Source organism: Stagnimonas aquatica (assembly GCF_003730135.1).
GTDB classification, from domain to species: domain Bacteria; phylum Pseudomonadota; class Gammaproteobacteria; order Nevskiales; family Nevskiaceae; genus Stagnimonas; species Stagnimonas aquatica.
The window spans coordinates 344,843-369,189 of record NZ_RJVO01000004.1; the positions used below are offsets into that span (position 1 = coordinate 344,843).

Genomic DNA, 24,347 nt, shown 5'->3' on the forward strand with positions numbered 1-24,347 from the left:
CTCGCCCATGCTCGTCGCATTGACCATCACCGCCGCCGTCTCCGCCCTGCTCGCCATCGTCGCCGAGAGCGCCGGCGCCCAGCGCCACCGGGCCTTCTACGTCCTCAAGCCGCTGACCACGCTGTTGATCCTCGGCATCGCGCTGTGCGGCCCGGAGGGCGACTACCGCACGGCGGTCGCCATCGGTCTGGTGCTGTCGATGCTGGGCGACATCTGCCTGATGTTCGCCGGCAACGCCTGGTTTCTCGGCGGTCTCGGCAGCTTCCTGATCGCCCACTTCCTGTTCGTCTGGGCCTATGCCGAGGGCCTGAGCAGCTACGGCGTGCCGCTCTGGTGCTGGGCCGGCGTGGTCTACGGCCTGGGCTTCTTCGCCTGGCTGCTGCCCAAGACCGGATCGCTGAAAGGGCCCGTGCTGGTCTACGGCCTGGCCTTGATGGGCATGGTGCTGGCCGCCAGCGCCCGCTGGCAGGCCAACCCCAACCTCGGCACCACGCTGGCGATGCTCGGCGCGTTCATCTTCATGGTTTCCGACTCGGCACTGGCGGTGCGCCAGTTCAACGGCGCCTATCGTGGGGCGCAGCCGCTGATTCTCAGCACCTATTGGTTGGCGATTGGGCTGATCGCGCTGTCGGTCAGTCTCGATGCCTGATTGAGGTAGCCCCGGAGCTCAGTGGTCAAGCCTGAGTCGGGCGGAATGGCAAGGCCTATTCCGCCTTCCGTTTCACCTGAGCGGCGGATAGTCAGGTGCCCTTTTGGCCAGTCTGGTTCTGCAGCCAAGAACCTGGCTTGCGTCGATGATGGAAAAAGGAAACCACGACAAGCTCGGACTCGGATGGGTGATAGACGACTGAGTAAGGGAACTTGCGAACGACGACCTGCCGAAATTCGGCTTCGACGCGCGGAAATGCCAGGGGCATTCGCAGTGCCCTGGCAACCGCCGCATCCACGGCGCGGGCGAACTCGAAACCCAGGCCGGCGGCCCGTTGTTCGTACCAGGCTTGGGCTTCCAGAAGCTCGGCTTCAGCCTCTGGCCTGACCCATAGGTGCATCAGGGAGTGCCCTTGAAGAGCTTGGCGCGAACCTGCTCCCAGGGAATGCTGCTGGTAGGGTCCGCCTGGTGAGCGGCAAACCGCCGATGGAGTTCGGCACGCTGTGAGTCAGACAAGGCGATGGGGAGCGCCGTTTCCTCTGCGATGCTGTCCCAGATGTCTTCCACCAACTCGATGCGCTCGGAGATGGGCAGGGAACGATAGTCAGGACGAAGGCTATTCATGTGGCAACGATACACCAGCGAAGGTGACCCGGATGGAATCCGGACTACGGCTCAGGCTTTCGCGGTCCGCTTGCCAACGACTCGTCCGTACTTCATCGGGTCCGGTAGTCGCTGCGCCAGCCAGCCGGGCAGGGATTGCAGGCCCAGCACATTGCGCTCGCGTGGCGCATCCGGCATGAACTCGCGGGTGCCCATCAGGTAGTCGAACCAAGGCCTGGTGACGCACCAGTTGGCGTCGGCGTTGCGGCCCAGGTGGTGGTCGTAGTGCCAGGGCAGGTGCTCGCGCGCCCAGGCCGGATCGTCGTGCGCCTTCTTGTGCAGGTGGTAGTAGTTGCCGGCGCAGTACCAGAGCGTGGCAACGTAGAAGGGCGCTACCGGGAACAGCGGCGCCACCGCGACGGCAGCGGCGATCAACGACCAGGCTTCCTTGCCTTGCGCGTGCCAGCCGAGCGGAAAGCGCCGGTAGTTGGGGTCGTGGAAGGCGTGCTGGCGCACCACCCGGTGATGCTCGTGGAAGTGGAAGGCCCAGAAGCTCTTCTTGTTGCGCCCGGCCTCGTGCAGCACGTACTTGTGCATGCCCCATTCGACAGCGTTGGCGGTGATGAGGCCCAGGGGAATTCCGATCATGCCGGCGGCTCCGGAGTGTTGTTCGCGTGGCGCAGACGATAGCCTGTGGCCTTTCCACGATCTTGATCCCAGCCGCCACTCCCGCATGGCAGTCCAGTCAGTGCATTTGCCACCGCTGCCGGCCTTGATGGCGGCGCCCGCCGGCATCAGCGCCCGCTACCTGAGCGAGCTGCTGCCGGCGGCGCTGCCCGCGCCCTGGCTGACGCAGGTGGGCATAGACCCGCAGCGTCTGCGCGGCGACGAGCACTACCGGGTGCCGCTGTACCAGGCCTATGCGCTGCTGGAGCAGGCGCTGGCGGCGCAGACCGACCCGCTGCTGGCCTTGCAGCAGGCGCGGCAACTGAGCCTCAAGGCCTATCCCTGGCTGGGTCTGAGCCTCTTGGCCAGCACCGATCTGGGCACCGGTCTGGCGCGGCTGATCGAGTTGGAGCCCCTGGTCTGGGACGGCAGCCGTATCGAACTGAGCGTCGAGGGCGAATCGGCCAGCCTGCGCTGGCTGCCCTTGCACCCGATTCCACCCGCAGTGATGGAGCTGGCCCTGGCCGGCTGGGTGCTGCTGGCGCCGGCCCTCGCCGGGGTACCGGCCAGCGGTCTGCGTCTGGGCTTCGCGCACGCGGCGCGGGCGCCGTTGGCTGCCTACCGCGAGCTGCTGGGTACCGAGCCGCTGTTCGACCAGCCCGAGACCGCGCTGCACTTCCCGGCCGAATGGCTGCGCCGCGAGCTGAAGCTGGCCGACCCCTCCGCCGCCGACTGGGTGCTCGCCGAGGCCCGGCGTCGGCTCGCTGAAGGGCCGTTGAGCTGGCGGCTGGAACTGCGCCTGCGGGCCGCCTGCTTCGCCGCGCTGCCGGGCGAGCTACCGGAGGCGGCGGCGCTGGCAGATGCCGTGGGGCTGAGCGCGCGCGGCTTGCGCGAACGCTTGCAGGCGCAAAACCTGAACCTGCGTGCCTTGCAGGACGAGGTGCGCCGCGACGCCGCCTGCCGGTGGCTTAGACACGGCCAGGCCGACCTGGCCGAGATCGCCCAGGCCTGCGGATTTTCCGAGCAGAGCGCCTTTCAGCGTGCCTTCCGGCGCTGGACCGGCAATACGCCGGCCGTGTGGCGGCAGGCTAGGGTCGGCTGAGCCCCGCGTCGGCGCCGGCCGCCGCTATGCTTGCCCGCAATCCGCAATCCGCAATCCGCAATCCGCAATCCGCAATCCGCAATCGAGCGAGCCCCTCAATGAGCAGCCCCCGCTTTCACTTCGTGGTCTATGGCGCCACCAGCTTCGTCGGCCAGATCCTCAGTCGGTACCTCTATGGCCGTCACGGCGTCGGCGGCGCGGTGCAGTGGGCCATTGCCGGCCGCTCCAGCGCCAAGCTTCAGGAGCTGCGCAGCAGCCTGGGCGAGGGCGCGGCAGAACTGCCGATCCTGCTCGCCGAGGCCAGCGACGAGGTGGCGCTGAAGGCGCTGTGTGATAGCACGCGGGTGGTGGTCTTTACTGTCGGCCCCTACGCGCTCTATGGCTCGCCGTTGGTGAAGATCTGCGCCGAGACCGGCACCGACTACTGTGATCTCACCGGCGAGGTGCAGTGGATACGCCGGATGATCGAGGCCCATGAGCCCGCCGCGCGCAAGAGCGGCGCGCGCATCGTCCACTGCTGCGGCTTCGACTCCATCCCCTCCGACCTCGGCGTGCACTACCTGCAAGCCGAGGCGCAGCGCCGCTTTGGCGCGCCCTGCACGCGGGTGAAGCTGCGTATCCGCAAGCTGCGCGGCGGTTTCTCCGGCGGCACCGTCGCCAGCCTGATGAACGTGATGCGCGAGATCGGCGAGGACCCGGCGCTGCGCAAGGTCATGGCCGACCCGTATTCCATCGTGCCGGGCGGAAGCAATGGCAAGCCGCGCCAGCCGGAGGTGATGTTCGCGCAGTACGACGCCGAGGTCGGAAGCTGGCTGGCGCCGTTCGTGATGGCCGGCATCAACACCCGCGTGGTGCAGCGCTCCAACGCGCTCAAGGGCGAGGCCTATGGCCGGGACTTCCAGTACGACGAGGCGATGATGACCGGTGCTGGCTTCAAGGGTCGCCTCACCGCCACTGGCGTTGCGCTGGGCCTGGGCGGCTTCGTCGCTGCCGCCGCCATTCCGCCCAGCCGCTGGCTGCTGGAAAGCTACGTGGTGCCCAAGCCGGGCGAGGGCCCGACGCCGGAACAGCAGGAGAAGGGCAGTTACGACTTCCGGTTCTACGGCCGCACCGCCGCCGGCCAGACCCTGAAGGTGAAAGTGACCGGCGACCGCGATCCCGGCTACGGCTCCACCGGCAAGATGCTCGGCGAGGCCGCCGCCTGTCTGGCGCTGGACCGTCCCAAGTCGGCACTCGCCGGTGGTTTCTGGACGCCGGCCACGGCGCTGGGCGATGCACTCATCGAGCGCCTGCAACTGCATGCCGGGCTGGGCTTCGAGGTGCTGGCTTGAAGTCGTAGCCCACGATACTCCGGACACGACCATGGCCAGCAGCCTGTTGCTCCTGCTAGACGACATCGCCAGCGTCCTCGACGACGTAGCCGCGATGACCAAGCTCGCCACCAAGAAGACCGCCGGGGTGCTCGGCGACGATCTCGCGCTCAATGCCCAGCAGGTGTCCGGCGTCAGTGCCGACCGCGAGCTGCCGGTGGTCTGGGCGGTGGCCAAGGGTTCGGCGCTCAACAAGCTGATCCTGGTGCCGGCGGCGCTGGCGATCAGCGCCCTGCTGCCCTGGCTGATCACGCCGCTGCTGATGCTCGGCGGGGCCTTTCTCTGCTACGAGGGTTTTGAAAAGCTGGCGCACAAGTTCCTGCACAGCCGTGCCGAGGAGGCGCAGAACCATCAGGAACTGGTGCAGGCGGTGGCCGACCCGGCGGTGGATCTGGTCGCCTATGAGCGCGACAAGATCAAGGGCGCGGTGCGTACCGACTTCATCCTCTCTGCCGAGATCGTGGTCATCTCGTTGGGCACCGTGGCCGGCGCCGGCTTCTGGCAGCAACTGGCGGTGCTGGCCGGCATTTCCGCGATCATGACCGTGGGCGTGTATGGCCTGGTCGCCGGCATCGTCAAGCTCGATGACGCCGGCCTGCACCTGAGCCGCCGCGCCAATGCGCTCGCGCGGTCTCTGGGGCACGGCCTGCTGCGGCTGGCGCCCAAGCTGATGAAACTGCTGTCGGTGCTCGGCACGGCGGCGATGTTCCTGGTCGGCGGCGGCATCCTGGTGCATGGCCTGCCCTGGCTGCACCATCTGCTTGGCGCGCTGCCGGCGCCGGGCTGGCTGGCGGCGACTCTGCTGAACGCGCTGGTGGGCCTGCTGGCCGGCGCCCTGACGCTGGCGGCGGTGAGCCTGCTGCGCCGCCAGCGCGGGTAGCCGAGACGGCCCGCTACCCGCAGCGGCTACTGCGGCGGACCACTCTGCAAGGCCGCCTCACCGGCCTTGAGGCGACTGTTAGCTTCGCCGATCGCGGCGTCGTAGTGCAGCTTGGCGAGCTTCAGGCAATCGCTGCGGGCATCGCCGGTCTCGGCGTCGCAGCGTTCCTTGGCGACCCGGAAATTCGCCTCGGCGAGTTCGCTGGCCAGGTGGTGGACGTTGTTCAGGTCTTGCCGGGCGGCAGCGGTCGGCAGCGGACCGCCCTGTGCCTTGGTGAGGTTGTCGATGTGGTCGCGGACCGTGGTGGCGGCGGCGGCATCGACCCGCGCGCGGCCCTGCGCGGTGGCCTCGGCGACATCGGCCTCGGTCTTGGCGGCTGACTCGGGCTGATGGCAGGCGCTCAGGCCCAGGCTCAGCAGCAGACTGATCAGGGAAAGTCGGTAGACAGGGGGCATGGCCTTACTCCGGTGCGGCGCGGGACTGGCTGTCCCGCGCAGGCAGTGTTCGCCAGCGGCTTGAACTGGCGGTGAACGCCGCTTGGTCTTGCTAGGCTGCGCGTCCCCACGGAGCCGCCTACGCCATGACCGCCGCCTACCTCTGGATCAACGCCGGCCTCTACCTGCTGTTCGCCATCTGGTGCGCGGCGCGCCCGCAGCAGACCTCGCGTGCGCTCGGCTACGAGCAGCTGTCGCCGGCCGGGCGCGGCGAGTACCTGAGCATCTACGGCGGGCTGGAGCTGGGCCTCGCGGCGATCTTCGCGGCCCTGGCCTGGCGGCCGGACCTGCACAACCTGGGGTTGTGGTTGGGCGTGCTGCTCTACGGCGGCATCGTGCCGTTCCGCGCCTACAGCCTGTGGTGCTACCGGATTCGCGACCGCACGGTGCTGGGGCTGGCGCTCGGCGAACTGCTATTCCTGCTGCTGCCGCTGGGCCTGCTGGCTGCGAGTGGCTGAGCGCTTCAGTCCGGCGGCAGCGCCGCCGCGTCCACCACCGTGCGCAGGTGCTGGAACAACTCGCGGTAGTAGCGTCCCTTGGCTGCCGGCTTGCCGCTGAATTCGGCTTCGGCCAGGGCTGCGGCTTCCTCCTTGCGGGCATTGCGCACCAGGGTGCGCAGCGGGCGGGTGTCGCCGGTGGGATAGCGGCTGAACCACTCGGTGATCGCGCCGTCGTCGCTCAGCAGACGGTCGCGCCAGCGGGCGATTTCCGGGAAGCCGCGTGCGGCCTGCTCCTTGCCGTGCTGGTAATCGGCGAGCAGCTTGCGGAAGGCGGCGCTGTCCTCGTCGCGCAGCAGCTTGCCGATGTAGGAGGCCTGGCGCTTGCGGGCGCTGAGGTTGGTGATCCGCTGCAACTCCTGAAACGCTTCGCGCAGGCGCTCGTCCATCTCGATGCGGGCAAAGCGGTCGGCGGGTAGTTCGAGCAGGGCCAGCCCCAGTTCCTGCAGGTCGAGCATCTCGACCTTCACCGAGGTCTTGCTGGGGCCGAGGTCTTCCTCTTCCAGTCCTTCGGTGGCGGCGTCGTAGCGGAAGCGGGTCATGGGGTCGCGAGGCGGGGCAGGGTGCGCATGATAAGCCGGCAGGCCGGGCTTCATCGGCATGCCATCCCGGGTAGCGAGCATGTGTGGCTGAATCCTGCACGTCATCTCCGAGACCCCGTACGCGTCTCCGGCGCGGCGCCAAGGTCGAAGTCGAGTGGCGCGTTCAATGCGAACGTCGTCGCGCCAGATCGGCGAGACGCTCAGTCATCAGGAGCCGATGAGCGTCTCGTGGTATCGGGCATGCCTCCACGCAGGACGGCCTGAGAAGAAGGTTCACATGTTGCGCCGGTACTCGCCGCCCACTTCGTAGAGCGCATGGCTGATCTGACCGAGGCTGTTGGTCTTCACGGCTTCCAGCAGCGACTCGAAGATGTTGCGACGCTCGCGGGCGGTCTTCTGCAGCTGCTTGAGGCTGTCCGGCGCGATGCCGTTGCGGTTGGCGCGGTAGGCGGCGACGTTGTCGATCTGCTGCGCCTTTTCTTCCTCGGTCGAGCGGATCAGCTCGATGGTGGTGGCGATCTCGCCGCCGTGGCCCTTGGGCAGGAAGGTGTTGACGCCGATCAGCGGCAGCGAGCCGTCGTACTTCTTGTGTTCGTAATACAGCGATTCTTCCTGGATCTTGCCGCGCTGGTACATGGTGTCCATGGCGCCGAGCACGCCGCCGCGCTCGCTGATCGCCTCGAACTCCTTGTAGACCGCTTCCTCCACCAGATCGGTGAGCTGGTCGATGATGAAGCTGCCCTGCCAGGGGTTTTCACAGAAGTTCAGACCCAGCTCGCGGTTGATGATGAGCTGGATCGCCACGGCGCGGCGCACCGAGTCTTCGGTCGGTGTGGTGATCGCCTCGTCGAAGGCGTTGGTGTGCAGGCTGTTGCAGTTGTCGAACAGCGCGTAGAGCGCCTGCAAAGTGGTGCGGATGTCGTTGAACTGGATCTCCTGCGCGTGCAGCGAACGTCCGGAGGTCTGGATGTGGTACTTCATCATCTGGCTACGCGCCGAGCCGCCGTAGCGTTCCTTCATCGCCCGCGCCCAGATACGGCGAGCGACCCGGCCGATGACCGAGTACTCCGGGTCCATGCCGTTACTGAAGAAGAAGCTCAGGTTGGGCGCGAAGTCGTCGATCTTCATGCCGCGCGCGAGGTAGTACTCGACGAAGGTGAAGCCGTTCGCCAGCGTGAAGGCGAGCTGGCTGATCGGGTTCGCGCCGGCTTCGGCGATGTGATAGCCGGAGATCGACACCGAGTAGAAGTTGCGGACCTTGCGCTCGACGAAGGACTGCTGGATGTCGCCCATCATCCGCAGCGCGAATTCGGTCGAGAAAATGCAGGTGTTCTGCGCCTGGTCTTCCTTGAGGATGTCGGCCTGCACGGTGCCGCGCACGACCGACATGGTCTCGGCCTTGATCCGCGCATAGGTCTCGGCGTCCAGCAGCTGGTCGCCGGTGACGCCCAGCAGACCCAGGCCCAGACCGTTGTTGGTCGGCGGCAGCTCGCCGGAGTAGACCGGGCGGGTCTTGCCCTGGAACAGGGCGGCGATCTTCTTCTCGGCCTCGGCCCAGCGGGCGGCGTCGGCCTTCAGGTACTTCTCCACCTGCTGGTCGATGGCGCAGTTCATGAACATCGCCAGGATCATCGGCGCTGGGCCGTTGATGGTCATGCTGACGCTGGTGCTCGGCGCGCAGAGGTCGAAGCCCGAGTAGAGCTTCTTCATGTCGTCGAGGGTGGCGATGCTCACCCCCGAGTTGCCGATCTTGCCGTAGATGTCCGGGCGGGTTTCCGGGTCTTCGCCGTAGAGCGTCACCGAGTCGAAGGCGGTGGAAAGGCGGGTCGCGGCGCCGGCCTGGGAGAGGTAATGGAAGCGACGGTTGGTGCGCTCCGGCGTGCCTTCGCCGGCGAACATGCGGATCGGGTCTTCACCGACACGCCGGTAGGGGTAGATGCCGGCGGTGTAGGGGTAGCCGCCGGGCAGGTTTTCCTTCAGGAGGAAGCGCAGCAGCTCGCCCCAGCTCTGGAAGTGCGGCGCGGCGACCTTGGGAATCTTCGAGTGCGACAGCGACTCGACGTAGTTGTCGCCCTTCACGGCCTTGCCGCGCACCTCGTAGACGTACTGCTCGTCGGTGACGCCCTTGAGCCGCGCCGGCCATTCGCGCAGCAGTTCGATCGACTCCTTGCTCAGCTGCTGCAGCGCGCTCTGGTAGCGCTGGCGCAGGGTGAGCAGGGAGCGGTCGGGCTGGGCGGACTGTAGGGTGGGCTTCAGCCCACCGTCCTCAGGCGCGTGGGCTGAAGCCCACCCTACGAGGTCATCTTGCGCGTAGAGATCAAGCGGCTTGGGCAGCTTGGGGTCGGCCAGCTCGCTCAGCGCCTCCCACATGGACTGCGCCTTGTTGGCGGCCTCGTCCTGTGACTCGGCGTCCTGGTTGATCTGCCGGCCCTGCTCGGCGATCTCGGCGAGATAGCGGTTGCGGTTGCCGGGGATCAGCACCGTGGCGCGCGGCTCCTTGAGCGTGGTGTCGAGCTCCGGCGTCCACTGTGCGTCCGGCAGGCCCAGCTTCTGGCGCAGCAGGCGGCAGAGGTTGCTGAACATCCAGGTCACGCCCGGATCATTGAACTGGCTGGCGATGGTCGGATAGACCGGCACCTCCTCGTCCTTCAGCTCGAACTTCACGCGGTTGCGCTTCCACTGCTTGCGCACGTCGCGCAGCGCATCCTCGGCGCCGCGCTTGTCAAACTTGTTGAGCACGACCAACTCGGCGTAGTCGATCATGTCGATCTTTTCGAGCTGGCTGGCGGCGCCGTACTCGCTGGTCATCACGTAGACCGGGAAGTCCACCAGATCGACGATCTCGGAGTCGGACTGGCCGATGCCGGCGGTCTCGACGATCACCAGGTCGTAGTCCTGCCCGCGCAGGAAGCTCACGCAGTCCTTGAGCACGGTGTTGGTCGCCGCGTGCTGGCGACGGGTCGCCATCGAGCGCATGAAGACGCGCTTATTGCGCAGCGAGTTCATGCGGATACGGTCGCCGAGCAGGGCGCCGCCGCTGCGGCGGCGGGTCGGATCCACCGCCAGTACCGCGATGCGGATCTCGGGGAAGGCTTCCAGGAAGCGCAGCAGCAGCTCGTCCACCACGCTGGACTTGCCGGCACCGCCGGTACCGGTAAAGCCCACCACCGGCGTGCCCTTGCCGGCCAGCTCCCATTGCTTGCGCAGCTGCGCGAGTGCGCTTTCCGCCAGCAGGCCTTCTTCGATGGTGGACAGCATCTGGCCGACGCTGATCTCGTCGTCGATGCTGATCTTGCCCGGCACCCGGGTGTCGAGGCGCTGGCGGTGGGCGCGCTCGATCAGATCGTCGATCATGCCGGTGAGGCCGAGCTTGGCGCCGTCGTTGGGGTGGTAGATGCGCTCCACGCCCTGGCTGTGCAGCACCGCGATCTCTTCCGGGGTGATGGTGCCGCCGCCGCCGCCGTAGACGCGGATATGGCCTGCGCCGCGCTCGGCCAGCATGTCCACCATGTACTTGAAGAACTCGTTGTGGCCGCCCTGGTAGCTGGACAAGGCGATGCCGTCAGCGTCTTCCTGCAGCGCGGCGCGGACGATGTCCTCGACGCTGCGGTTGTGACCCAGGTGGATCACTTCCGCGCCCTTGGACTGGATCAGCCGGCGCATCACGTTGATGGCGGCGTCGTGGCCGTCGAACAGGCTGGCGGCGGTGACAAAGCGCAGGGGCGTGGTGCTGGCAGCCGCCTCGGGCTGCGGTTCTACTTTGGCGTGCATTTCTGGGCGTCTCCTCGGAGGCGCGCAGTATACGAATCGGCCTGCGGCGGCTCTTCATCCAAAAGGCCTACAGCCAGGCTGAAGCAGGTTTCAGCGCTGTGGCCGGCGGTCATCCCGGCGGCCGGGCCGCTTGCCGGCGCAGGGATGGGCGCGATACAAGAGCGTCAAGGGACGACGCTAGCCATCCTCGCCGCTCAGAGCGCGGAGGCTGCCAATTGCAGGAGCCGAGGGGGGCTTATGAAGTCGTGGTGGTCGCGAATCTGGAGGCAGCCGTCGGCCTTGGCCGATGAGCCCGAGGCCGCGCCCGGACGCCACGCCGAGCAGCAGCGCCGGGGTTTCGTGCTGCTGCGCTTCGTCGACGATCTCGAGCGCGACTACCAGCGCAGCCTGGTCCGCCTCAACGCCAATGGCCTGCGTGCCGCGCAGGTGCTGGGCATCGCTGCCATCTTCGCCTTCATCGCCCTCGACCACTTCAGCCTGCAGCTGTCACCGGCCCCGGTCTACCAGGTACTGTGCCTGCTGTCGGTACCGGCGCTGCTGCTGCCGCTGCTGGCCAGCTACCCGCCGCAGGCGGCAGCTCGCCACCAGCGCATCGCCTTTGTTTCCGCCGTGGTGCTCGGCCTGTCGGTGGCCTGGAGCATCGGCTACGCCCGCCAGCTGCGGCCGGACTACCCGATGCAGGCGCTGCTGGTGGTGACCGCCTACCTGTACTTCCTGTCCGGGCTGCTCTGGGGGCGGGCGGTGCTCTGCGGCGCGCTGGTCTGGCTGGCGTTCTGCCTGCCGCCCATGCTGGACGGTTCGCCGGCACCGCCGCAGCTGCTCTACGAGGCCTATTACCTCCTGCTGGCCAATTGCATCGGCGTGGTCGGCCGCTATCTGGCGGAGTACCAGGACCGCCGGCAGTTCCTGCTGCGTCTGGAGCTGCGCCAGCTGGCCGAGTACGACGCCCTCACCGGCCTGCGCAACCGTCGCGCCTTCGGCCAGCGCGCACAGATGGCCTGGGCGCTGGCGGCGCGCGAGCACAAGTCGGTGTCGCTGCTGATCCTCGACCTCGACTTCCTCAAGCGCATCAACGATCAGCACGGCCACCTGACCGGCGACGACTGCCTGCGCGAGGTGGCGGAGGCATTGCGCGGCCTCACCCGCCGGCCGATGGACATCTCCAGCCGCTTCGGCGGCGACGAGTTCGTGGCGCTCTGGTACGACGCCGATCCGCAGTGGATCGAACAGCTGGAGCAGGCCCTGCGCCAGCAGCTGGCGCTGCGCCAGGGTCCGGCGGCCCAGGTGGAGCGGCTGAGCGTTACCGGTGGCGGCGTGCGCTGCTGGCCCAACCCGCGCTTCGGCTTGCAGGACGCCATGGCCGCCGCCGACGCCCAGCTCTACGGCGGCAAGGAACGCGGCCGTGGCGTCATCAGCTGGACCCGGCTGGAAGATTCGCTGGACGGGCCGCCGCCGCAGACCGGGGCCGCGCTACCGGCGCGCCTGCGGGTCTGAGCAAAGGGCGGAAATCAGGAGGAGCAGCTGACCGCGATCTGCCGCAGTTCCGCCGGAGGCTCGGCGGCCAGATCCTCGGCGCCGGCCTGCGCTTCGAACGGCCGGCCCAGCACGGTCAGCAAACGCTGGCTGTAGCCGAAGTCGCCGGCCTCGGCGCGTTCGATGGCGGTCTGCGCCAGGTGATTGCGCAGCACGTAGAGCGGGTTCACCGCCTGCATCCGCGCGGCGCGCTCGGCGTCGTCGGAGGCTTCGCCAAGCAGCCGTGCCCGGTAGTCGCTGATCCAGGCGTCGTAGCCGAGTGGGTCGGCGATCTGGTCGCGGCCGGGGTCGGGGCTGCTGTCGCCGGCACGAACCTCCGCCAGGCGCCGGAAACTGAGCGTGAAGTCGGCGCGGCTGCGGTGCAGCAGGGTCAGGAAGCGGTTGATCAGGGCCGGATCCTCGTCCCGGGCTTCCCGCAGGCCCAGTTTTGCGCGCCAGCCGTCCACCGCCGCGCGGGCATAGGCCGGACCGTAGCGGTCGAGGATGCCGGTGGCCCGCTCCACCGCCGCCTGGTTCTGCTCGCCGAGCAGCGGCAGACAGGCGTTGAGCAGCTGGGCGCAGTTCCATTGTCCGACCCCGGGCTGGCGGTCGTAGGCATAGCGTCCAGCTTCGTCGGAGTGGTTGCAGACATGCCCGGCGTCGAAGGCGTCGAGAACGCCGAAGGGACCGTAGTCGAGGGTCAGGCCAAGAATCGAGAAGTTGTCGGTGTTCATCACGCCATGGCAGAAGCCCACGCACTGCCATTGCGCCATCAGCCGGGCGGTGCGCTCGACCACTTCGGTGAGCCAGCGGGCGTGGCGGTCCGGTCCGGCGGACAGCGCAGGGAAGTGCCGGTCGATGACCGCATCCGCCAGCGCGCGCAGGTCGTCGTGACGATCTAGATGGGCGAGCCATTCGAAGTGCCCGAAGCGCAGGAAGCTGGGCGCCAGTCGGGTCACGACGGCGGCGCTTTCCATGCTCTCGCGGCGCACCGGCAGCGGGCTGGCGACCAGCGCGAGGGCGCGGGTGGTCGGGATGCCCAGACCCGCCATGGCCTCGGAGCACAGAAACTCGCGCAAGCTCGAACGCAGTACCGCTCTGCCGTCGGCGTGCCGTGAGTAGGGCGTCGGTCCGGCGCCCTTCAGCTGCACTTCCCAGAACTCGCCGCGCGGGTTCCGGTGTTCGCCGAGCAGCAGCGCCCGACCGTCTCCGAGCCGGCCGGCCCAGACCCCGAACTGGTGGCCGCCGTAGGCAGTGGCGAGCGGCTCGGCGCCAGGCCAGGTGCCGTTGCCCGCGAACACCGGCAACAGCGCCTCGGACGGTGGGCCGGCGAGATCGAGGAGCGCGGCCGCCGCCGGGCTCCAGGCGATCAGTTGCGGCGCCGGCACTGGCGTGGCGTCCACCCCGGGCCGCAGATCGGCAGGCAGATCGCGGGCGGCGGGGCGCAGGGGCGGCAGCTCGGTCAGGGATTCGCGGAAGCTCATGAACGACACAGCGCTTGCTGAATGGGGCGACATTCTGCCGGCAAAGCTCTGCGCTCGCTGCCCGGGCTAGGCCGGCCGCTGCTTGCGGGATGAGGCTTCGGGCGCGCTAGCAGCGCTCAGCTGCCCGCGTCCTCCGGCGAGATCGGCGCACGGTTGGCCGGTGCCCTCGGCGCCGGCTGCCAGCCGGCGAGTACACAGGTGCCGATCACCAGCACCGCGCCGAGCAGGCTCCAGCCGTCCGGCGTTTCACCCCAGATCAGCCAGCCGAGGAGGCCGGCGAACAGCACCGCGCTGTAGCCCATGGCGCCCACCCGCGCGGCGGGCGCGCAGGCGTAGGCGCGGGTCAGTTGCAGCTGACCGAGGGTGGCGAACAGGCCGGTGCCGAGCAGCACTCCCAGCTCGCGCCAGCCCAGGGGCTGCCAATGCCAGTACAGCGGGATGGCGGAGATCACCAGGCCCACCGCGCCGAAGTAGAACACCACCCGCATCGGTGGTTCGGTGTCGCTGATGCGGCGCAGGCTGACCATCGCGCAGGCGGCGAACACGCCGCTGGCGGCGCCGACCAGCGAGGCCAGAGAGAGACCCAGCGCGGCAGGTTTGACGATCAGGGCAACCCCGGCGAGGCCCAGCAGCGAGGCCGGGATCAGCAGCGCCGGCGGGCGCTCGCGCAGCACCAGCCAGGCGATGAAGGGGATGAACAGCGGCGAGCTGTAGTTGAGCAGCAGCGCTTCGGCGAGGGTCAGGTGGCTGATCGCGTAATAGAGCGTGTACATGCCCAGCAGGCCGAAGCCGGCGCGCCACAGATGACCGCCGAAGCGCTGGGTGCGGAAGGCGTCGGAGCCGGCGCGTAGCAGCAGGGGCGCCAGCACCAGCACCGAGATGAGGTTGCGGGCGAACACCAGCAGGACGTTGGAGAGCCCCAGCTGGGCGGCGGTTTTGGCGAAGGCGCCCATCAGGGCGAAGGCGGCGCCGGCGCTGGTGACATGGAGCGCCGCGCGGCGCAGATCGGTGGACATCGGCAAGGTTGGCGGGCGCCACGGAGCAGGGAAATCGGGGCGGCGCGACAGGAGCGCTAGTCTAGCGGTGTCTGCGGTGGCCTGACCGATGGCGGCACAAACTGACAGAACCTATGATCCTTGCGACACCCGCTGGCCGCCATCGCCCAGCTGTCGCGGCGCGTCATTTCTCTCCGGGAGCCCGCATGCCGACCGATCAATCCGCTTCGGGCTACCGCCCGGTCATTCTCCTGGTGGAGGACAACCTCGCTGATCTGCGTTTGGCCCAGGAGGTGCTCAAGGAGGCCAACATGGCCCACGAGCTGCTCGTGGCGCGCGACGGAGAGCAGGCGATGAAGATGGTGCGCAAAGAGGGCGAGTACGCGGGCATCAAGCGCCCGGATCTGATCCTGCTCGACCTCAACCTGCCGCGTAAGCACGGCCGCGAGGTGCTGGCCGAGATCAAGTCCGACCCCCAGCTCAAGCGCATCCCGGTGCTGATCCTGTCCACCTCCAAGGCGGAAAGCGATGTCGCCGGTTGCTACGACGCCCATGCCAACTGCTTTCTCACCAAGCCGGTGGCGCTGGACGATTTCGCGGTGCTGGCCGGCCTGATCCGCGACTTCTGGCTGCACTGGGTGCAGCTGCCGCCCGCGCCGCAGCCGCAGGGGTAGCGCCATGAGCCACGCGCAGGTTCCCAGCGCCCTGTCGGTGCTGCTGGTCGAGGACTCCCCCTTCGACAGCCGCCTGCTGATCGAGGCGCTGCGCCCGGCCACGCTGTCCGGCGAGGTGGTGGTGCAGACGGTCAAGCGGCTGTCGCTGGCGGTCGCCGAGTTGCAGCGCGTCAGCTTCAGCTGTGTGCTGCTCGACCTCGGTCTGCCGGACGGCCAGGGCGTCGATAACGTCCGCGCCCTGCGCGAGGTCGACAACAGCGCCGCCATCGTCGTGCTCACCGGCCTGGACGACGAGCGCTCCGCCACCCAGGCGCTGCAGCTGGGCGCCCAGGACTACCTGCTCAAGGGCGAGATCGACGGCGAGCGCCTGCTCAAGCTGATCCGCCGCGCGGTGCAGCGCAACCGCCAGACCGTGGAGCTGGAACAGCAGCTCGACGGCAGTTTCTTCCAGGCCAGCCGCGATCCCCTGACCCTGCTGCCCAACCGCCCGCTGCTGCTCGACCGTGCCCGTCTGCAACTGGCCGAGGCCCGTCAGCGCGATGGCGAGTTCGGCTTCGCCTGTCTGTTGCTTGACGGTCTCGATGCTGCCCGTGGTCAGTACGGCGCCGTGGTCGGCGACGAACTGACCCGTCGCTTGGCCGAACTGATGGCCGAGAGCCTGCGCGGTTCCGACACCCTGGCACGCCTGGATCAGGAACAGTTCGCCTTGCTGGTCTACCCGCTGCCCGAGCCGGGGGCGCTGATCGTCGCCGCGCAGCAACTGATCCAGCGGGTAGAGGCGCTGCAACAGATCGGCCATTGCGCGGTACAGCTGCGGCTGCGGATCGGGCTGGCGGTGTTTGCCGGGGGCACCGAGAGCGCCGAAGAGCTGCTGGAGCGGGCACGCGGGCTGGCGGCCAGCCTGCCAGCCGGCCGCAGCGGGCTGGCCGGCCTTGAGGCCAGTGAGCCGGCGAGCGCCACCGCACCGGCGCTCACCGCCGACGCGCCCACGGTGCTTGATGGCCGCTGGCAGCCCTGGGTCGATACCGAAACCGGCCTTTGCGCCGGCCTGGAGCTGTTGCCGCCATGGCCGGTCGGAGCCGCCGCGCCGGCCGACGGCGCCCAGGCGGTCGAGCTGGTGCTGGCCTGCGCGCACTACCTGGGCCGCAGCTGGCGCGAGTGGGCGGCCGCCGGCTTTCAGGCCGAACGGCTGGCGCTCAATCTGCCGGCGGCCTGCCTGCGACAGCGCGATTTTCCGGCGCGTCTCCAAGCGGTGCTGGCGGTCTACGGACTGCCGCCCAGCCAGTTGCAGCTGGAAGTGGAGGAGCTGGCGCTGCGCAATCCACTGCCGCACCGGGAGACGCTGCTGGCGCTGCACGCCCTGGGCTACGGCCTGGTGCTGGACGGCGATGGCGGCGACACCAGCCTGAGCCAGCTCAGCCAGATTCCGCTGGCCGGCCTGAAACTCAGTCGAGGCCTGTTGCGCAATCTGATGGACGACCAGTTGCAGGGAAGTAGCCGGCGCTATCTCAATGCCCTGCTTGGGGCCGCGCGCGGGCTGGGCATCGCGGTGATCGCCACCGGGGTCGACTCGGCCGAAACCCTCTCGGCCCTGCGGGTGATCGGTCTGCGCTGGATGCAGGGCGAGCGCCTGGTGGCGCCGCTGGAAGCGCACCTGGTGCCGGTGCAATGGCCGCGCCCCGTGCGCCTGGCGTGACCGCGTCCGTCGAGGGCTCGGACGGGAGCCTGCTGCCGCACGCGCTCAGCTTCGCGGGACAGGGGGATCTGCTCTGGCTGCACGTCGCCGCCGACGCGCTGACGGCGCTGGCCTACTTCATGATCCCGATGACCCTGGTCTACTTCCTGCGCCGGCGCCAGGGCACGCTGTCGTTCGGCTGGGCGATCTCCCTGTTCGCGGCCTTCATCCTGCTCTGTGGCACCAGCTATGTGCTGGGCATCATCACCCTGTGGTCGCCGATCTACTGGGCGCAGGGCTGGCTGAAGCTGCTCACGGCGCTGGTGTCGATCGCCACGGCGGCGGCGATCCTGCCATTGGTGCCACGTCTGCTGGCAATGCGCAGCCCGGAGGAGCTGGCCGCCGCCAACCAGCAGCTTGCCCAGGCCAATGCCCGGCTGGAGGAAACCAATCATCAGTTGCAACTGGAGATGGCGGGGCGCGAAGTCGCGGAGCGCGAGTTGCGGCGCTCACTGGCCGACCTCAACCGCGCGGTCGCCGAGCTGGAGCAGTTCGCCTACATCGCCAGCCACGACCTGCAGGCGCCGCTGCGCAACATCGCCGGCTTCGTGCAGTTGCTGGAGCGCCGCTACCGCGAGCGGCTGGAAGGCGATGGCCTGGAATTCCTCGACTTCATCGGCCAGGGCGTGCGGCAGATGAAGGCCTTGATCGAAGACCTGCTGGCACTGTCGCGGGTGGGGCGCGGCGCCGAGTCGCGGCTGGAACCCAGGCCCCTGGCCGCAACCCTTGAAGAAGCGCTCAAGCCGCTGTCGGGGCAGATCGCCAGCAGCGGCGCCGAGATCGTTCACGGCGAATTGCCGGTGGTGCTGGCCGAGCACAGGCTGCTGGGGCAGCTGTTCCAGAACCTGATCGGCAATGCGCTGAAGTTCCAGGGCCAGGGCGCGCGGCCGCGCATCGAGATCCGCTGTTCCGCCGAGGGCGAGCGCTGGCATGTGGTCATCGCCGACAACGGCATCGGCATTCCTCCGGCACAGCTGGAGGCGGTGTTCGCGATCTTCCGGCGCCTGCATCCGCAGGACGAATACGAGGGCAGCGGCATCGGGCTGGCCATCTGCCGCAAGATCGCCGTGCATCACGGCGGCGAGCTGTTCGCCACCTCGGACGGTGAGGGGCGGGGCAGCCAGTTTCACCTGCTGCTGCCGCAGCAGCCGAGGCTGCGGGAAAGCCGTCCCGGCGCACCGGACCCTGGTGTCGGCGCCTAGCGCCGGCCTGAGCTTCGACAGAGTCGCTGATCAGGGCCGGCTCGGCCGCAGCACCAGCTGCTTGCCACAGCGGTCCCTCACCTCGGCGCCGCAGGCCCGGGGTTGCAGCTGGCGGTCCATACAGATGCGCAGCTCGCGCAGGTAGTTGCCGCTGCATTGCAGCGCCAGCATTTCCGGCTTGAGGGCGGGATTCACCGCGCGGAAGTCGGCTTCCAGCGTCGCCGGCGCCAGGCTCAGATAGTCGCGCGGCGCGGAGTAGCGCGCCGGGATGCGAATGCTGCGGTAGGCGCGCTCGACGGCGTCGAAATAGCCCTCCGCTCCCAGGCCGCTGCACACGCCGTGCTTCTTCCACTCGTGCAGGATCAGCGGCCGGCTGGGCATGATCGGCAGCATCCGCGCGATCAGCTCTTCGGAGAGCCACTCGCCCTGGCCGCAGTCCTTGGGCCAGCCGCGCTCGTGCTGCGGCCAGAGACCATGCACCACGAAGCCATAAGGGCGGCGGCACTGGTTGTCGCCGGGACGCGCCTCGCTGGCGCAGTACTGCGGCGACCAGCTCAGCGCCAGCAGGTAGTAATCGAAACGGCCTGGCGGGTCGGCGCGGGCTGCGCCGGCGAGCGCGAGCCCGACCGCGAGCAGCAGAGTGGCCAGCGCCGGGCGGCTCACAGGCCGAACTTCAGGAACCAGACCGCCGCCAGACCGATGCCGCCCAGGCCCACCACCAGGCCACTGGTGCGCGGCCATTCCAGCCGCGTCCAGAGCATCAGGCCGGAGAGGCTGAGCAGGATCAGCGCGCCGCCGATGGTGTCGATCAGCAGCACCCACAGGGCGTTGGCGCCGGAGCCCTTGTGCAGGCGGGTGAGGGTGCCGAGCAGGCCGGCGTCCTGCTTGTCGAGCTTCACCAGCCCGGCGCCGGGGTAGTACTCGGCGCTGTAGTTGCGGCGCGGCTCGGCGAAGCTGAGGAGCCAGCGCTCGGGGATTTCCAGCTCGCGGCCATCGAACAGCACCTTGCCGGCTTTCTCGACCTTGATGCCGGGCTCGTTGCGGGCCGGCACGCCGTGCTCACTCTGCAACCAGGTCGCCAGTTGCTGCGGCGTGGCGCGCGCCTCCACCGGCACCGGCAGTTGCACGCTGGATTTCTCCAGCAAGGTCACCGGCAGCGGCAGGATGTTGCGGTGGTTGAGCAGGATGCCGCTGATGCCCATGCCCAGACCCATCAACGCGCCCCAGAGGCCGATCCAGCCGTGGATCGCCCGCAGCTTGCGGAGAAAACGGATGCGGGCGCCGCCACCGGCGGCGGGAGTGGGATTGGACATGCTCATCTCCAGGGTTGTATGGCTCAGGCCTGACGGCGCAGCGCCTGCGCTTCCAGCGCGGTGAGCGCGGCGACGTTGACGATGCGGCGCACGGTGGTCGAAGGGGTGAGGATGTTCACCGGCGCCGCGCAACCAAGCAGGATCGGCCCGATGGCGATGTTGTTGCCGGCGGCGGTCTTGAGCAGGTTGTAGGCGATGTTGGCGGCGTCGAGGTTGGGCAGCACCAGCAGGTTGGCCGGGCCGCGCAGCGTCGATTCGGGCAGCGCGGCGAGACGCAGGGATTCGTCGAGCGCGGCATCGCCGTGCATCTCGCCATCCACTTCCAGCTCCGGCGCCTGCGCGCGCAGCAGCGCCAGGGTCTCGCGCATCTTGCGTGCCGAGGCGTCGTCGTGGGTGCCGAAGTTGGAGTGCGAAAGCAGCGCCGCCTTCGGCTCGATGCCGAAGCGGCGGATGGTCTGCGCCGCCATGCGGGTGATCTCCGCCAGCTCTTCGGCACTGGGGTCGAGGTTGACGTGGGTATCGACCAGGAACAGCTGGCGGTCGGGCAGGATCAGGGCGTTCATCGCCGCGTAGGCGCGGGTGCCGGCACGGCGGCCGATCACCTGGTCGATGAACTTGAGGTGGCGCGCGGTGGTGCTGCCGGTGCCGCAGATCAGGCCATCGCCCTCGCCCTTGCGCAGCAGCATGGCGCCGATCAGGGTGGTGCGGCGGCGCATCTCCAGCTTGGCGAACTGGGCGGTGACGCCGTCGCGGGCGCGCAGCTGGCGGTAGTCCTCCCAGTATTCGCGGTAGCGCGGGTCGTTTTCGGTATTGACCACCGAGTAGTGCTCGCCCTGCTTGAGGCGCAGGCCGTAGCGCTCCAGGCGCTGGGCGATGACCTCGGGACGGCCGACCAGTACCGGCTGCGCGATCTTCTCGTCCACCAGGATCTGCGCCGCGCGCAGTACCCGTTCGTCCTCGCCCTCGGCGAAGATCAGCCGGCTGCGCTGGCTCACTTCGACGCGCCGCGCGGCGGCGAACACCGGCTTCATCAGCGTGCCGCTGTGATAGACGAACTGCTGCAGCTTCTGCCGGTAGGCCTCGTAGTCGGCAATCGGCCGCAGCGCGACACCGTCGTCCGCCGCCGCCCTGGCCACCGCCGGGGCAATACGCACGATCAGGCGCGGGTCGAAGGGCTTGGGGATCAGGTAATCCGGCCCGAAGCGCAGCTCGCCGCTGCCGTAGGCGCTGGCGACCATGTCGTCGCTCTCCTCGCGCGCGAGCTGGGCGATGGCGCGCACTGCGGCGATCTCCATGCCACGGGTGATGGTGGTGGCACCGGCGTCCAGCGCGCCCCGGAACAGGAAGGGAAAGCAAAGGACGTTGTTGACCTGATTGGGGTAGTCGGTGCGGCCGGTGGCGACAATGGCATCGGGCCGGGCCTGCTTGGCCAACTCGGGGAGGATCTCCGGTGTCGGGTTGGCCAGCGCGAACACCAGCGGCCGGGCCGCCATCTTCGCCACCATCTCCGGCTTCAGCACGCCGCCGGCGGACAGGCCCAGGAAGAGGTCGGCGCCTTCGATCACCTCGCTCAGCGTGCGCGCCTCGGTCGCCTGGGCGTAGCGTGCCTTGTCGGGGTCCATCAGCTCTTGGCGCCCCTGGTAGACCACGCCGGCGAGGTCGGTGAGCCAGATGTTGTGGATCGGCAGGCCCAAGTCCACCAGCAGCTCGACGCAGGCCAGCGCGGCGGCGCCGGCGCCGCTCACCACCAGCTTCACCGCGTCGATGGCCTTGCCGGTGACCGCGAGGCCGTTGAGCACGGCGGCGCCGACGATGATGGCGGTGCCGTGCTGGTCGTCGTGGAATACCGGAATCTTCATCCGCGCCCGCAGCGCGCGCTCGATGGCGAAGCACTCCGGCGCCTTGATGTCTTCGAGGTTGATGCCGCCGAAGGTCGGTTCCAGAGCGGCGACGATCTCCACCAGCTTGTCGGGATCGCGCTCGTTGATCTCGATGTCGAAGACGTCGATGCCGGCGAACTTCTTGAACAGCACCGCCTTGCCTTCCATCACCGGTTTGGCGGCCAGCGGGCCGATGGCGCCCAGGCCGAGCACGGCGGTGCCATTGGTGATTACCGCCACCAGGTTGCCGCGCGCGGTGTAGCGGTAGGCGTTGACCGGATCGGCAACGATTTCCTCACAGGCGGCGGCAACGCCGGGCGAGTAGGCCAGCGCCAGATCGCGCTGGTTGGACATCGGTTTGGTCGGCGTGACGGAGAGTTTTCCGGGGCTGGGAAACTCGTGGTAGTCGAGGGCGGCGTGGCGTAGCGATTCGCTGTTGCTGGACATGACTGCGTAAGGGACCGTGATCCTGGCGGCGAAGCCGGAGCGCTATGGTAGTCCCTCGCAAGGCGACCGCCGCCTTGCAGACCCTAGGATTTTGGTCGGGTTCAGCCGCCCCCCGCGCTGATCGGGGGGCGGCTGAGACTCAGGCCTTCTGTCCGGCCAGGAACAGCCAGGTCTCGACCACGGTGTCCGGGTTCAGCGACATCGACTCGATGCCCTGGTCGAGCAGCCACTTGGCGAGGTCGGGGTGGTCGCTGGGGCCCTGGCCGCAGATGCCGATGTACTTGCCCTGCTTGCGGCAGGCGGCGATGGCCATCGCCAGCATCTTCTTCACCGCCGCGTTGCGCTCGTCGAAGAGATCGGCGACCAGGCCGGAGTCGCGGTCGAGGCCCAGGGTGAGCTGGGTCATGTCGTTGCTGCCGATCGAGAAGCCGTCGAAGTATTCGAGGAACTCCTCGGCCAGCACGGCGTTGCTCGGCAGCTCGCACATCATGATCAGCTGCAGGCCGTTCTCGCCGCGCTTGAGGCCGTTCTCGGCGAGGATCTCGCCGACCTTGCGCGCCTCGTCCACCGTGCGCACGAAGGGGATCATGATCTTGAGGTTGCTCAGCCCCATCTCGTCGCGCACGTACTTGAGCGCCTTGCATTCGAGGTCGAAGCAGGGGCGGAAGTCCGGCGCGATGTAGCGGCTGGCGCCACGGAAGCCGATCATCGGATTCTCTTCGTGCGGCTCGTACTTCCGGCCGCCGACCAGGTTGGCGTATTCGTTGGACTTGAAGTCGGAGCAGCGCACGATCACCGGCTGCGGCGCGAAGGCGGCGGCGATGGTGGCGATGCCCTCGGCCAGACGCTTGATGTAGTAGTCGGTCGGCGAGGCATAGGCGGCGATCATGGCGTTGATCGTGCGCTTGAGGTCCGGCGCCTGCTGATCCAGCTCCAGCAGCGCCTTGGGGTGGATGCCGATCTGGCGGTTGATGATGAATTCCAGGCGGGCCAGGCCGACGCCACGGTGCGGCAGGGCGGCGAAGTCGAAGGCCTGCTCCGGCGTGCCGACGTTCATCATGATCTTGACCGGAATCTCCGGCATCTGGTCCAGCGCCACCTCGTCGACCACGAAGTCGATATGACCCTGGTAGATGTAGCCGGTGTCGCCCTCGGCGCAGCTCACCGTCACCTCGTCGCCGTCCTTGAGCTTGGCCGTGGCGTCGCCGCAGCCGACCACGGCGGGGATGCCCAGCTCGCGGGCGATGATCGCCGCGTGGCAGGTGCGGCCGCCACGGTTGGTGACGATGGCGCTGGCGCGCTTCATCACCGGCTCCCAGTCGGGGTCGGTCATGTCGGTGACCAGCACGTCGCCCGGCTGTACGCGCGCCATTTCCTCGAGGTTCTTGAGATTACGCACCTTGCCGGCACCGATCTTCTGGCCGATCGCGCGGCCCTCGGTGAGCACCGTGCTCTTGCCCTTGAGCTTGTAGCGCCGCAGGGTGTTGGCGGAGGCGCGCGACTGCACGGTCTCGGGCCGCGCCTGCAGGATGTAGAGCTGGCCGTCGATGCCGTCCTTGCCCCACTCGATGTCCATCGGCCGGCCGTAGTGGTCCTCGATGATCAGGGCCTGCTTGGCCAACGCCTCGATGTCGGCGTCGGTCAGGCAGAAGCGCTGACGGTCGGCGGTCTCCACCGGCACGAACTCCACCGTGCGGCCGAGCTTGCGGTCGGCGGTGTAGATCATCTTCTTGGCCTTTTCACCCAGGCCGCGCTTGAGGATGGCCGGCCGGCCGGCGCGGATGTTGGGTTTGTAGGCGTAGAACTCGTCGGGGTTGACCGCGCCTTGCACCACCGCCTCGCCCAGGCCGTAGCTGGCGGTGATGAACACCGCGTCGCGGAAGCCGGACTCGGTATCCATGGTGAACATCACGCCGGAGGCACCCTGGTCGGAGCGCACCATGCGCTGCACGCCGGCCGACAGTGCCACCGACTTGTGGTCGAAATGGTGGTGGACGCGGTAGGAGATGGCGCGGTCGTTGAACAGCGAAGCGAACACCTCCTTGATCGCGTGCAGGACGTTGTCGATGCCCTGGACGTTGAGGAAGGTTTCCTGCTGGCCGGCGAAGCTGGCGTCGGGCAAGTCCTCGGCGGTGGCACTGGAGCGCACCGCCACCGAGACCTCGGCACCGCCGGACTCGGCAACCAGCTTGGCGTAGCCCTCGCGGATCTCGGTTTCGAGCTGGGCGGGGAAGGGCGCCTTCACCACCGCCTCGCGGATTTCCTTGCCGGTCTTCGCCAGGGCCTGCACGTCCTCGATGTCGAGGGCGTCGAGCAGGGCATTGATGCGGTCGTCCAGGCCCTCGTAGCTGAGGAATTCGCGGTAAGCGGCGGCGGTGGTCGCATAGCCGTTCGGCACCTTCACACCGGAGGCGGCGAGGTTGCCGATCATCTCGCCCAGGGAGGCGTTCTTGCCGCCGACGATTTCAACGTCGTGCATGCCAAGCTGCGAGTACCAGAGGACGTGAGGGGTAGCGGAAGCGGTCACTGGA

General features: G+C 68.4%; 21 protein-coding genes. 9 read left to right on the forward strand and 12 right to left on the reverse strand.

The window, feature by feature from the left end:
• Positions 1–7: 7 nt before the first annotated feature.
• Positions 8–649, forward strand: a complete 642-nt coding sequence (locus tag ED208_RS11115) for a lysoplasmalogenase (RefSeq protein ID WP_123211962.1) — start codon at positions 8–10, stop codon at positions 647–649.
• A gap of 91 nt (positions 650–740) precedes the next feature.
• Here the strand turns inward: ED208_RS11115 and ED208_RS11120 are convergent, their stop codons facing one another.
• From ED208_RS11120 to ED208_RS11130, 3 genes are read right to left on the reverse strand one after another with little or no spacing between them, the layout of a single operon-like run.
• The gene (locus tag ED208_RS11120; RefSeq protein WP_123211963.1) at positions 741–1,049 is read right to left on the reverse strand and encodes a type II toxin-antitoxin system RelE/ParE family toxin; all 309 of its coding nucleotides are present in this window, start codon (positions 1,047–1,049) and stop codon (positions 741–743) included.
• On the reverse strand, positions 1,049–1,273 hold the full coding sequence (locus tag ED208_RS11125; protein WP_123211964.1) for an addiction module protein: 225 nt from the start codon (positions 1,271–1,273) through the stop codon (positions 1,049–1,051). Before ED208_RS11125 ends, ED208_RS11120 begins: the two co-directional genes overlap by 1 nt.
• Before the next feature lie 51 nt (positions 1,274–1,324).
• On the reverse strand, positions 1,325–1,900 hold the full coding sequence (locus tag ED208_RS11130) for a hypothetical protein (RefSeq protein WP_123212025.1): 576 nt from the start codon (positions 1,898–1,900) through the stop codon (positions 1,325–1,327).
• 85 nt (positions 1,901–1,985) lie between these two features.
• On the opposite strand from ED208_RS11130, the gene ED208_RS11135 reads away from it, so the two are divergent.
• The 3 genes from ED208_RS11135 to ED208_RS11145 all read left to right on the forward strand — a co-directional run bounded on the left by ED208_RS11135 (position 1,986) and on the right by ED208_RS11145 (position 5,270).
• The gene (locus ED208_RS11135) at positions 1,986–3,020 is read left to right on the forward strand and encodes an AraC family transcriptional regulator (protein WP_158608520.1); all 1,035 of its coding nucleotides are present in this window, start codon (positions 1,986–1,988) and stop codon (positions 3,018–3,020) included.
• A 98-nt stretch (positions 3,021–3,118) separates the two neighbouring features.
• Positions 3,119–4,351 carry a saccharopine dehydrogenase family protein gene (locus ED208_RS11140; RefSeq protein WP_123211966.1) on the forward strand — a complete coding sequence of 411 codons (1,233 nt, stop codon included), beginning with the start codon at positions 3,119–3,121 and terminating at the stop codon, positions 4,349–4,351.
• Between the two features lie 31 nt (positions 4,352–4,382).
• A complete protein-coding gene (locus ED208_RS11145) occupies positions 4,383–5,270 on the forward strand; it encodes a DUF808 domain-containing protein (RefSeq protein WP_123211967.1) in 888 nt (295 codons plus the stop codon).
• A 26-nt stretch (positions 5,271–5,296) separates the two neighbouring features.
• Here the strand turns inward: ED208_RS11145 and ED208_RS11150 are convergent, their stop codons facing one another.
• A complete protein-coding gene (locus ED208_RS11150; protein ID WP_123211968.1) occupies positions 5,297–5,725 on the reverse strand; it encodes a hypothetical protein in 429 nt (142 codons plus the stop codon).
• Between the two features lie 125 nt (positions 5,726–5,850).
• Between ED208_RS11150 and ED208_RS11155 the strand changes: the two genes are divergently transcribed.
• A complete protein-coding gene (locus tag ED208_RS11155) occupies positions 5,851–6,222 on the forward strand; it encodes a DUF4345 domain-containing protein (protein WP_123211969.1) in 372 nt (123 codons plus the stop codon).
• A 5-nt stretch (positions 6,223–6,227) separates the two neighbouring features.
• Here ED208_RS11155 and yjgA read toward each other — a convergent pair whose 3' ends face one another.
• Positions 6,228–6,803, reverse strand: coding sequence for a ribosome biogenesis factor YjgA (gene yjgA, locus ED208_RS11160; RefSeq protein WP_158608521.1), 576 nt, complete (start codon positions 6,801–6,803; stop codon positions 6,228–6,230).
• A gap of 273 nt (positions 6,804–7,076) precedes the next feature.
• Positions 7,077–10,574, reverse strand: a complete 3,498-nt coding sequence (locus ED208_RS11165; protein WP_123211971.1) for a methylmalonyl-CoA mutase family protein — start codon at positions 10,572–10,574, stop codon at positions 7,077–7,079.
• Positions 10,575–10,853: 279 nt separating this feature from the next.
• Here ED208_RS11165 and ED208_RS11170 point away from each other — a divergent pair, with 279 nt between their 5' ends.
• The gene (locus tag ED208_RS11170) at positions 10,854–12,068 is read left to right on the forward strand and encodes a GGDEF domain-containing protein (protein WP_158608522.1); all 1,215 of its coding nucleotides are present in this window, start codon (positions 10,854–10,856) and stop codon (positions 12,066–12,068) included.
• A 14-nt stretch (positions 12,069–12,082) separates the two neighbouring features.
• Here the strand turns inward: ED208_RS11170 and ED208_RS11175 are convergent, their stop codons facing one another.
• Both ED208_RS11175 and ED208_RS11180 read right to left on the reverse strand, forming a co-directional pair.
• Positions 12,083–13,570 (reverse strand): protein adenylyltransferase SelO, encoded by a 1,488-nt coding sequence (locus ED208_RS11175; protein ID WP_123211973.1) that lies wholly within the window; start codon positions 13,568–13,570, stop codon positions 12,083–12,085.
• Positions 13,571–13,686: 116 nt separating this feature from the next.
• Positions 13,687–14,586 carry a DMT family transporter gene (locus tag ED208_RS11180; RefSeq protein WP_123211974.1) on the reverse strand — a complete coding sequence of 300 codons (900 nt, stop codon included), beginning with the start codon at positions 14,584–14,586 and terminating at the stop codon, positions 13,687–13,689.
• 185 nt (positions 14,587–14,771) lie between these two features.
• On the opposite strand from ED208_RS11180, the gene ED208_RS11185 reads away from it, so the two are divergent.
• From ED208_RS11185 to ED208_RS11195, 3 genes are read left to right on the forward strand one after another with little or no spacing between them, the layout of a single operon-like run.
• Entirely contained in the window at positions 14,772–15,239 is a 468-nt protein-coding gene (locus ED208_RS11185) for a response regulator (RefSeq protein ID WP_123211975.1), read from the forward strand.
• A 4-nt stretch (positions 15,240–15,243) separates the two neighbouring features.
• Positions 15,244–16,935, forward strand: coding sequence for an EAL domain-containing protein (locus ED208_RS11190; RefSeq protein ID WP_123211976.1), 1,692 nt, complete (start codon positions 15,244–15,246; stop codon positions 16,933–16,935).
• The gene (locus ED208_RS11195) at positions 16,932–18,176 is read left to right on the forward strand and encodes a sensor histidine kinase (RefSeq protein WP_158608523.1); all 1,245 of its coding nucleotides are present in this window, start codon (positions 16,932–16,934) and stop codon (positions 18,174–18,176) included. Before ED208_RS11190 ends, ED208_RS11195 begins: the two co-directional genes overlap by 4 nt.
• A gap of 30 nt (positions 18,177–18,206) precedes the next feature.
• Here the strand turns inward: ED208_RS11195 and ED208_RS11200 are convergent, their stop codons facing one another.
• The 4 genes from ED208_RS11200 to ppsA form a co-directional block, all read right to left on the reverse strand.
• Positions 18,207–18,839 (reverse strand): ribonuclease T2 family protein, encoded by a 633-nt coding sequence (locus ED208_RS11200; RefSeq protein ID WP_158608524.1) that lies wholly within the window; start codon positions 18,837–18,839, stop codon positions 18,207–18,209.
• Complete coding sequence (locus tag ED208_RS11205) at positions 18,836–19,489, reverse strand: PepSY-associated TM helix domain-containing protein (RefSeq protein WP_158608525.1); 654 nt, start codon at positions 19,487–19,489, stop codon at positions 18,836–18,838. The genes ED208_RS11200 and ED208_RS11205 overlap by 4 nt, the downstream gene beginning before the upstream one ends.
• A 23-nt stretch (positions 19,490–19,512) precedes the next feature.
• Positions 19,513–21,816: an NADP-dependent malic enzyme gene (locus tag ED208_RS11210; RefSeq protein WP_123211980.1), complete on the reverse strand. Its 2,304-nt coding sequence runs from the start codon at positions 21,814–21,816 to the stop codon at positions 19,513–19,515.
• 139 nt (positions 21,817–21,955) lie between these two features.
• Complete coding sequence (gene ppsA / locus ED208_RS11215) at positions 21,956–24,295, reverse strand: phosphoenolpyruvate synthase (RefSeq protein ID WP_123211981.1); 2,340 nt, start codon at positions 24,293–24,295, stop codon at positions 21,956–21,958.
• Between the last annotated feature and the right edge of the window lie 52 nt (positions 24,296–24,347).

Coding starts and splice junctions, on each gene's coding strand:
- ED208_RS11115 (WP_123211962.1), top strand. CDS start 8: ATGCTCGTCGCATTGACCATCACCGCCGCCGTCTCCGCCCTGCTCGCC.
- ED208_RS11120 (WP_123211963.1), bottom strand. CDS start 1,049: ATGCACCTATGGGTCAGGCCAGAGGCTGAAGCCGAGCTTCTGGAAGCC.
- ED208_RS11125 (WP_123211964.1), bottom strand. CDS start 1,273: ATGAATAGCCTTCGTCCTGACTATCGTTCCCTGCCCATCTCCGAGCGC.
- ED208_RS11130 (WP_123212025.1), bottom strand. CDS start 1,900: ATGATCGGAATTCCCCTGGGCCTCATCACCGCCAACGCTGTCGAATGG.
- ED208_RS11135 (WP_158608520.1), top strand. CDS start 1,986: ATGGCAGTCCAGTCAGTGCATTTGCCACCGCTGCCGGCCTTGATGGCG.
- ED208_RS11140 (WP_123211966.1), top strand. CDS start 3,119: ATGAGCAGCCCCCGCTTTCACTTCGTGGTCTATGGCGCCACCAGCTTC.
- ED208_RS11145 (WP_123211967.1), top strand. CDS start 4,383: ATGGCCAGCAGCCTGTTGCTCCTGCTAGACGACATCGCCAGCGTCCTC.
- ED208_RS11150 (WP_123211968.1), bottom strand. CDS start 5,725: ATGCCCCCTGTCTACCGACTTTCCCTGATCAGTCTGCTGCTGAGCCTG.
- ED208_RS11155 (WP_123211969.1), top strand. CDS start 5,851: ATGACCGCCGCCTACCTCTGGATCAACGCCGGCCTCTACCTGCTGTTC.
- yjgA (WP_158608521.1), bottom strand. CDS start 6,803: ATGACCCGCTTCCGCTACGACGCCGCCACCGAAGGACTGGAAGAGGAA.
- ED208_RS11165 (WP_123211971.1), bottom strand. CDS start 10,574: ATGCACGCCAAAGTAGAACCGCAGCCCGAGGCGGCTGCCAGCACCACG.
- ED208_RS11175 (WP_123211973.1), bottom strand. CDS start 13,570: ATGAGCTTCCGCGAATCCCTGACCGAGCTGCCGCCCCTGCGCCCCGCC.
- ED208_RS11180 (WP_123211974.1), bottom strand. CDS start 14,586: ATGTCCACCGATCTGCGCCGCGCGGCGCTCCATGTCACCAGCGCCGGC.
- ED208_RS11185 (WP_123211975.1), top strand. CDS start 14,772: ATGCCGACCGATCAATCCGCTTCGGGCTACCGCCCGGTCATTCTCCTG.
- ED208_RS11190 (WP_123211976.1), top strand. CDS start 15,244: ATGAGCCACGCGCAGGTTCCCAGCGCCCTGTCGGTGCTGCTGGTCGAG.
- ED208_RS11205 (WP_158608525.1), bottom strand. CDS start 19,489: ATGTCCAATCCCACTCCCGCCGCCGGTGGCGGCGCCCGCATCCGTTTT.
- ED208_RS11210 (WP_123211980.1), bottom strand. CDS start 21,816: ATGTCCAGCAACAGCGAATCGCTACGCCACGCCGCCCTCGACTACCAC.
- ppsA (WP_123211981.1), bottom strand. CDS start 24,295: ATGCACGACGTTGAAATCGTCGGCGGCAAGAACGCCTCCCTGGGCGAG.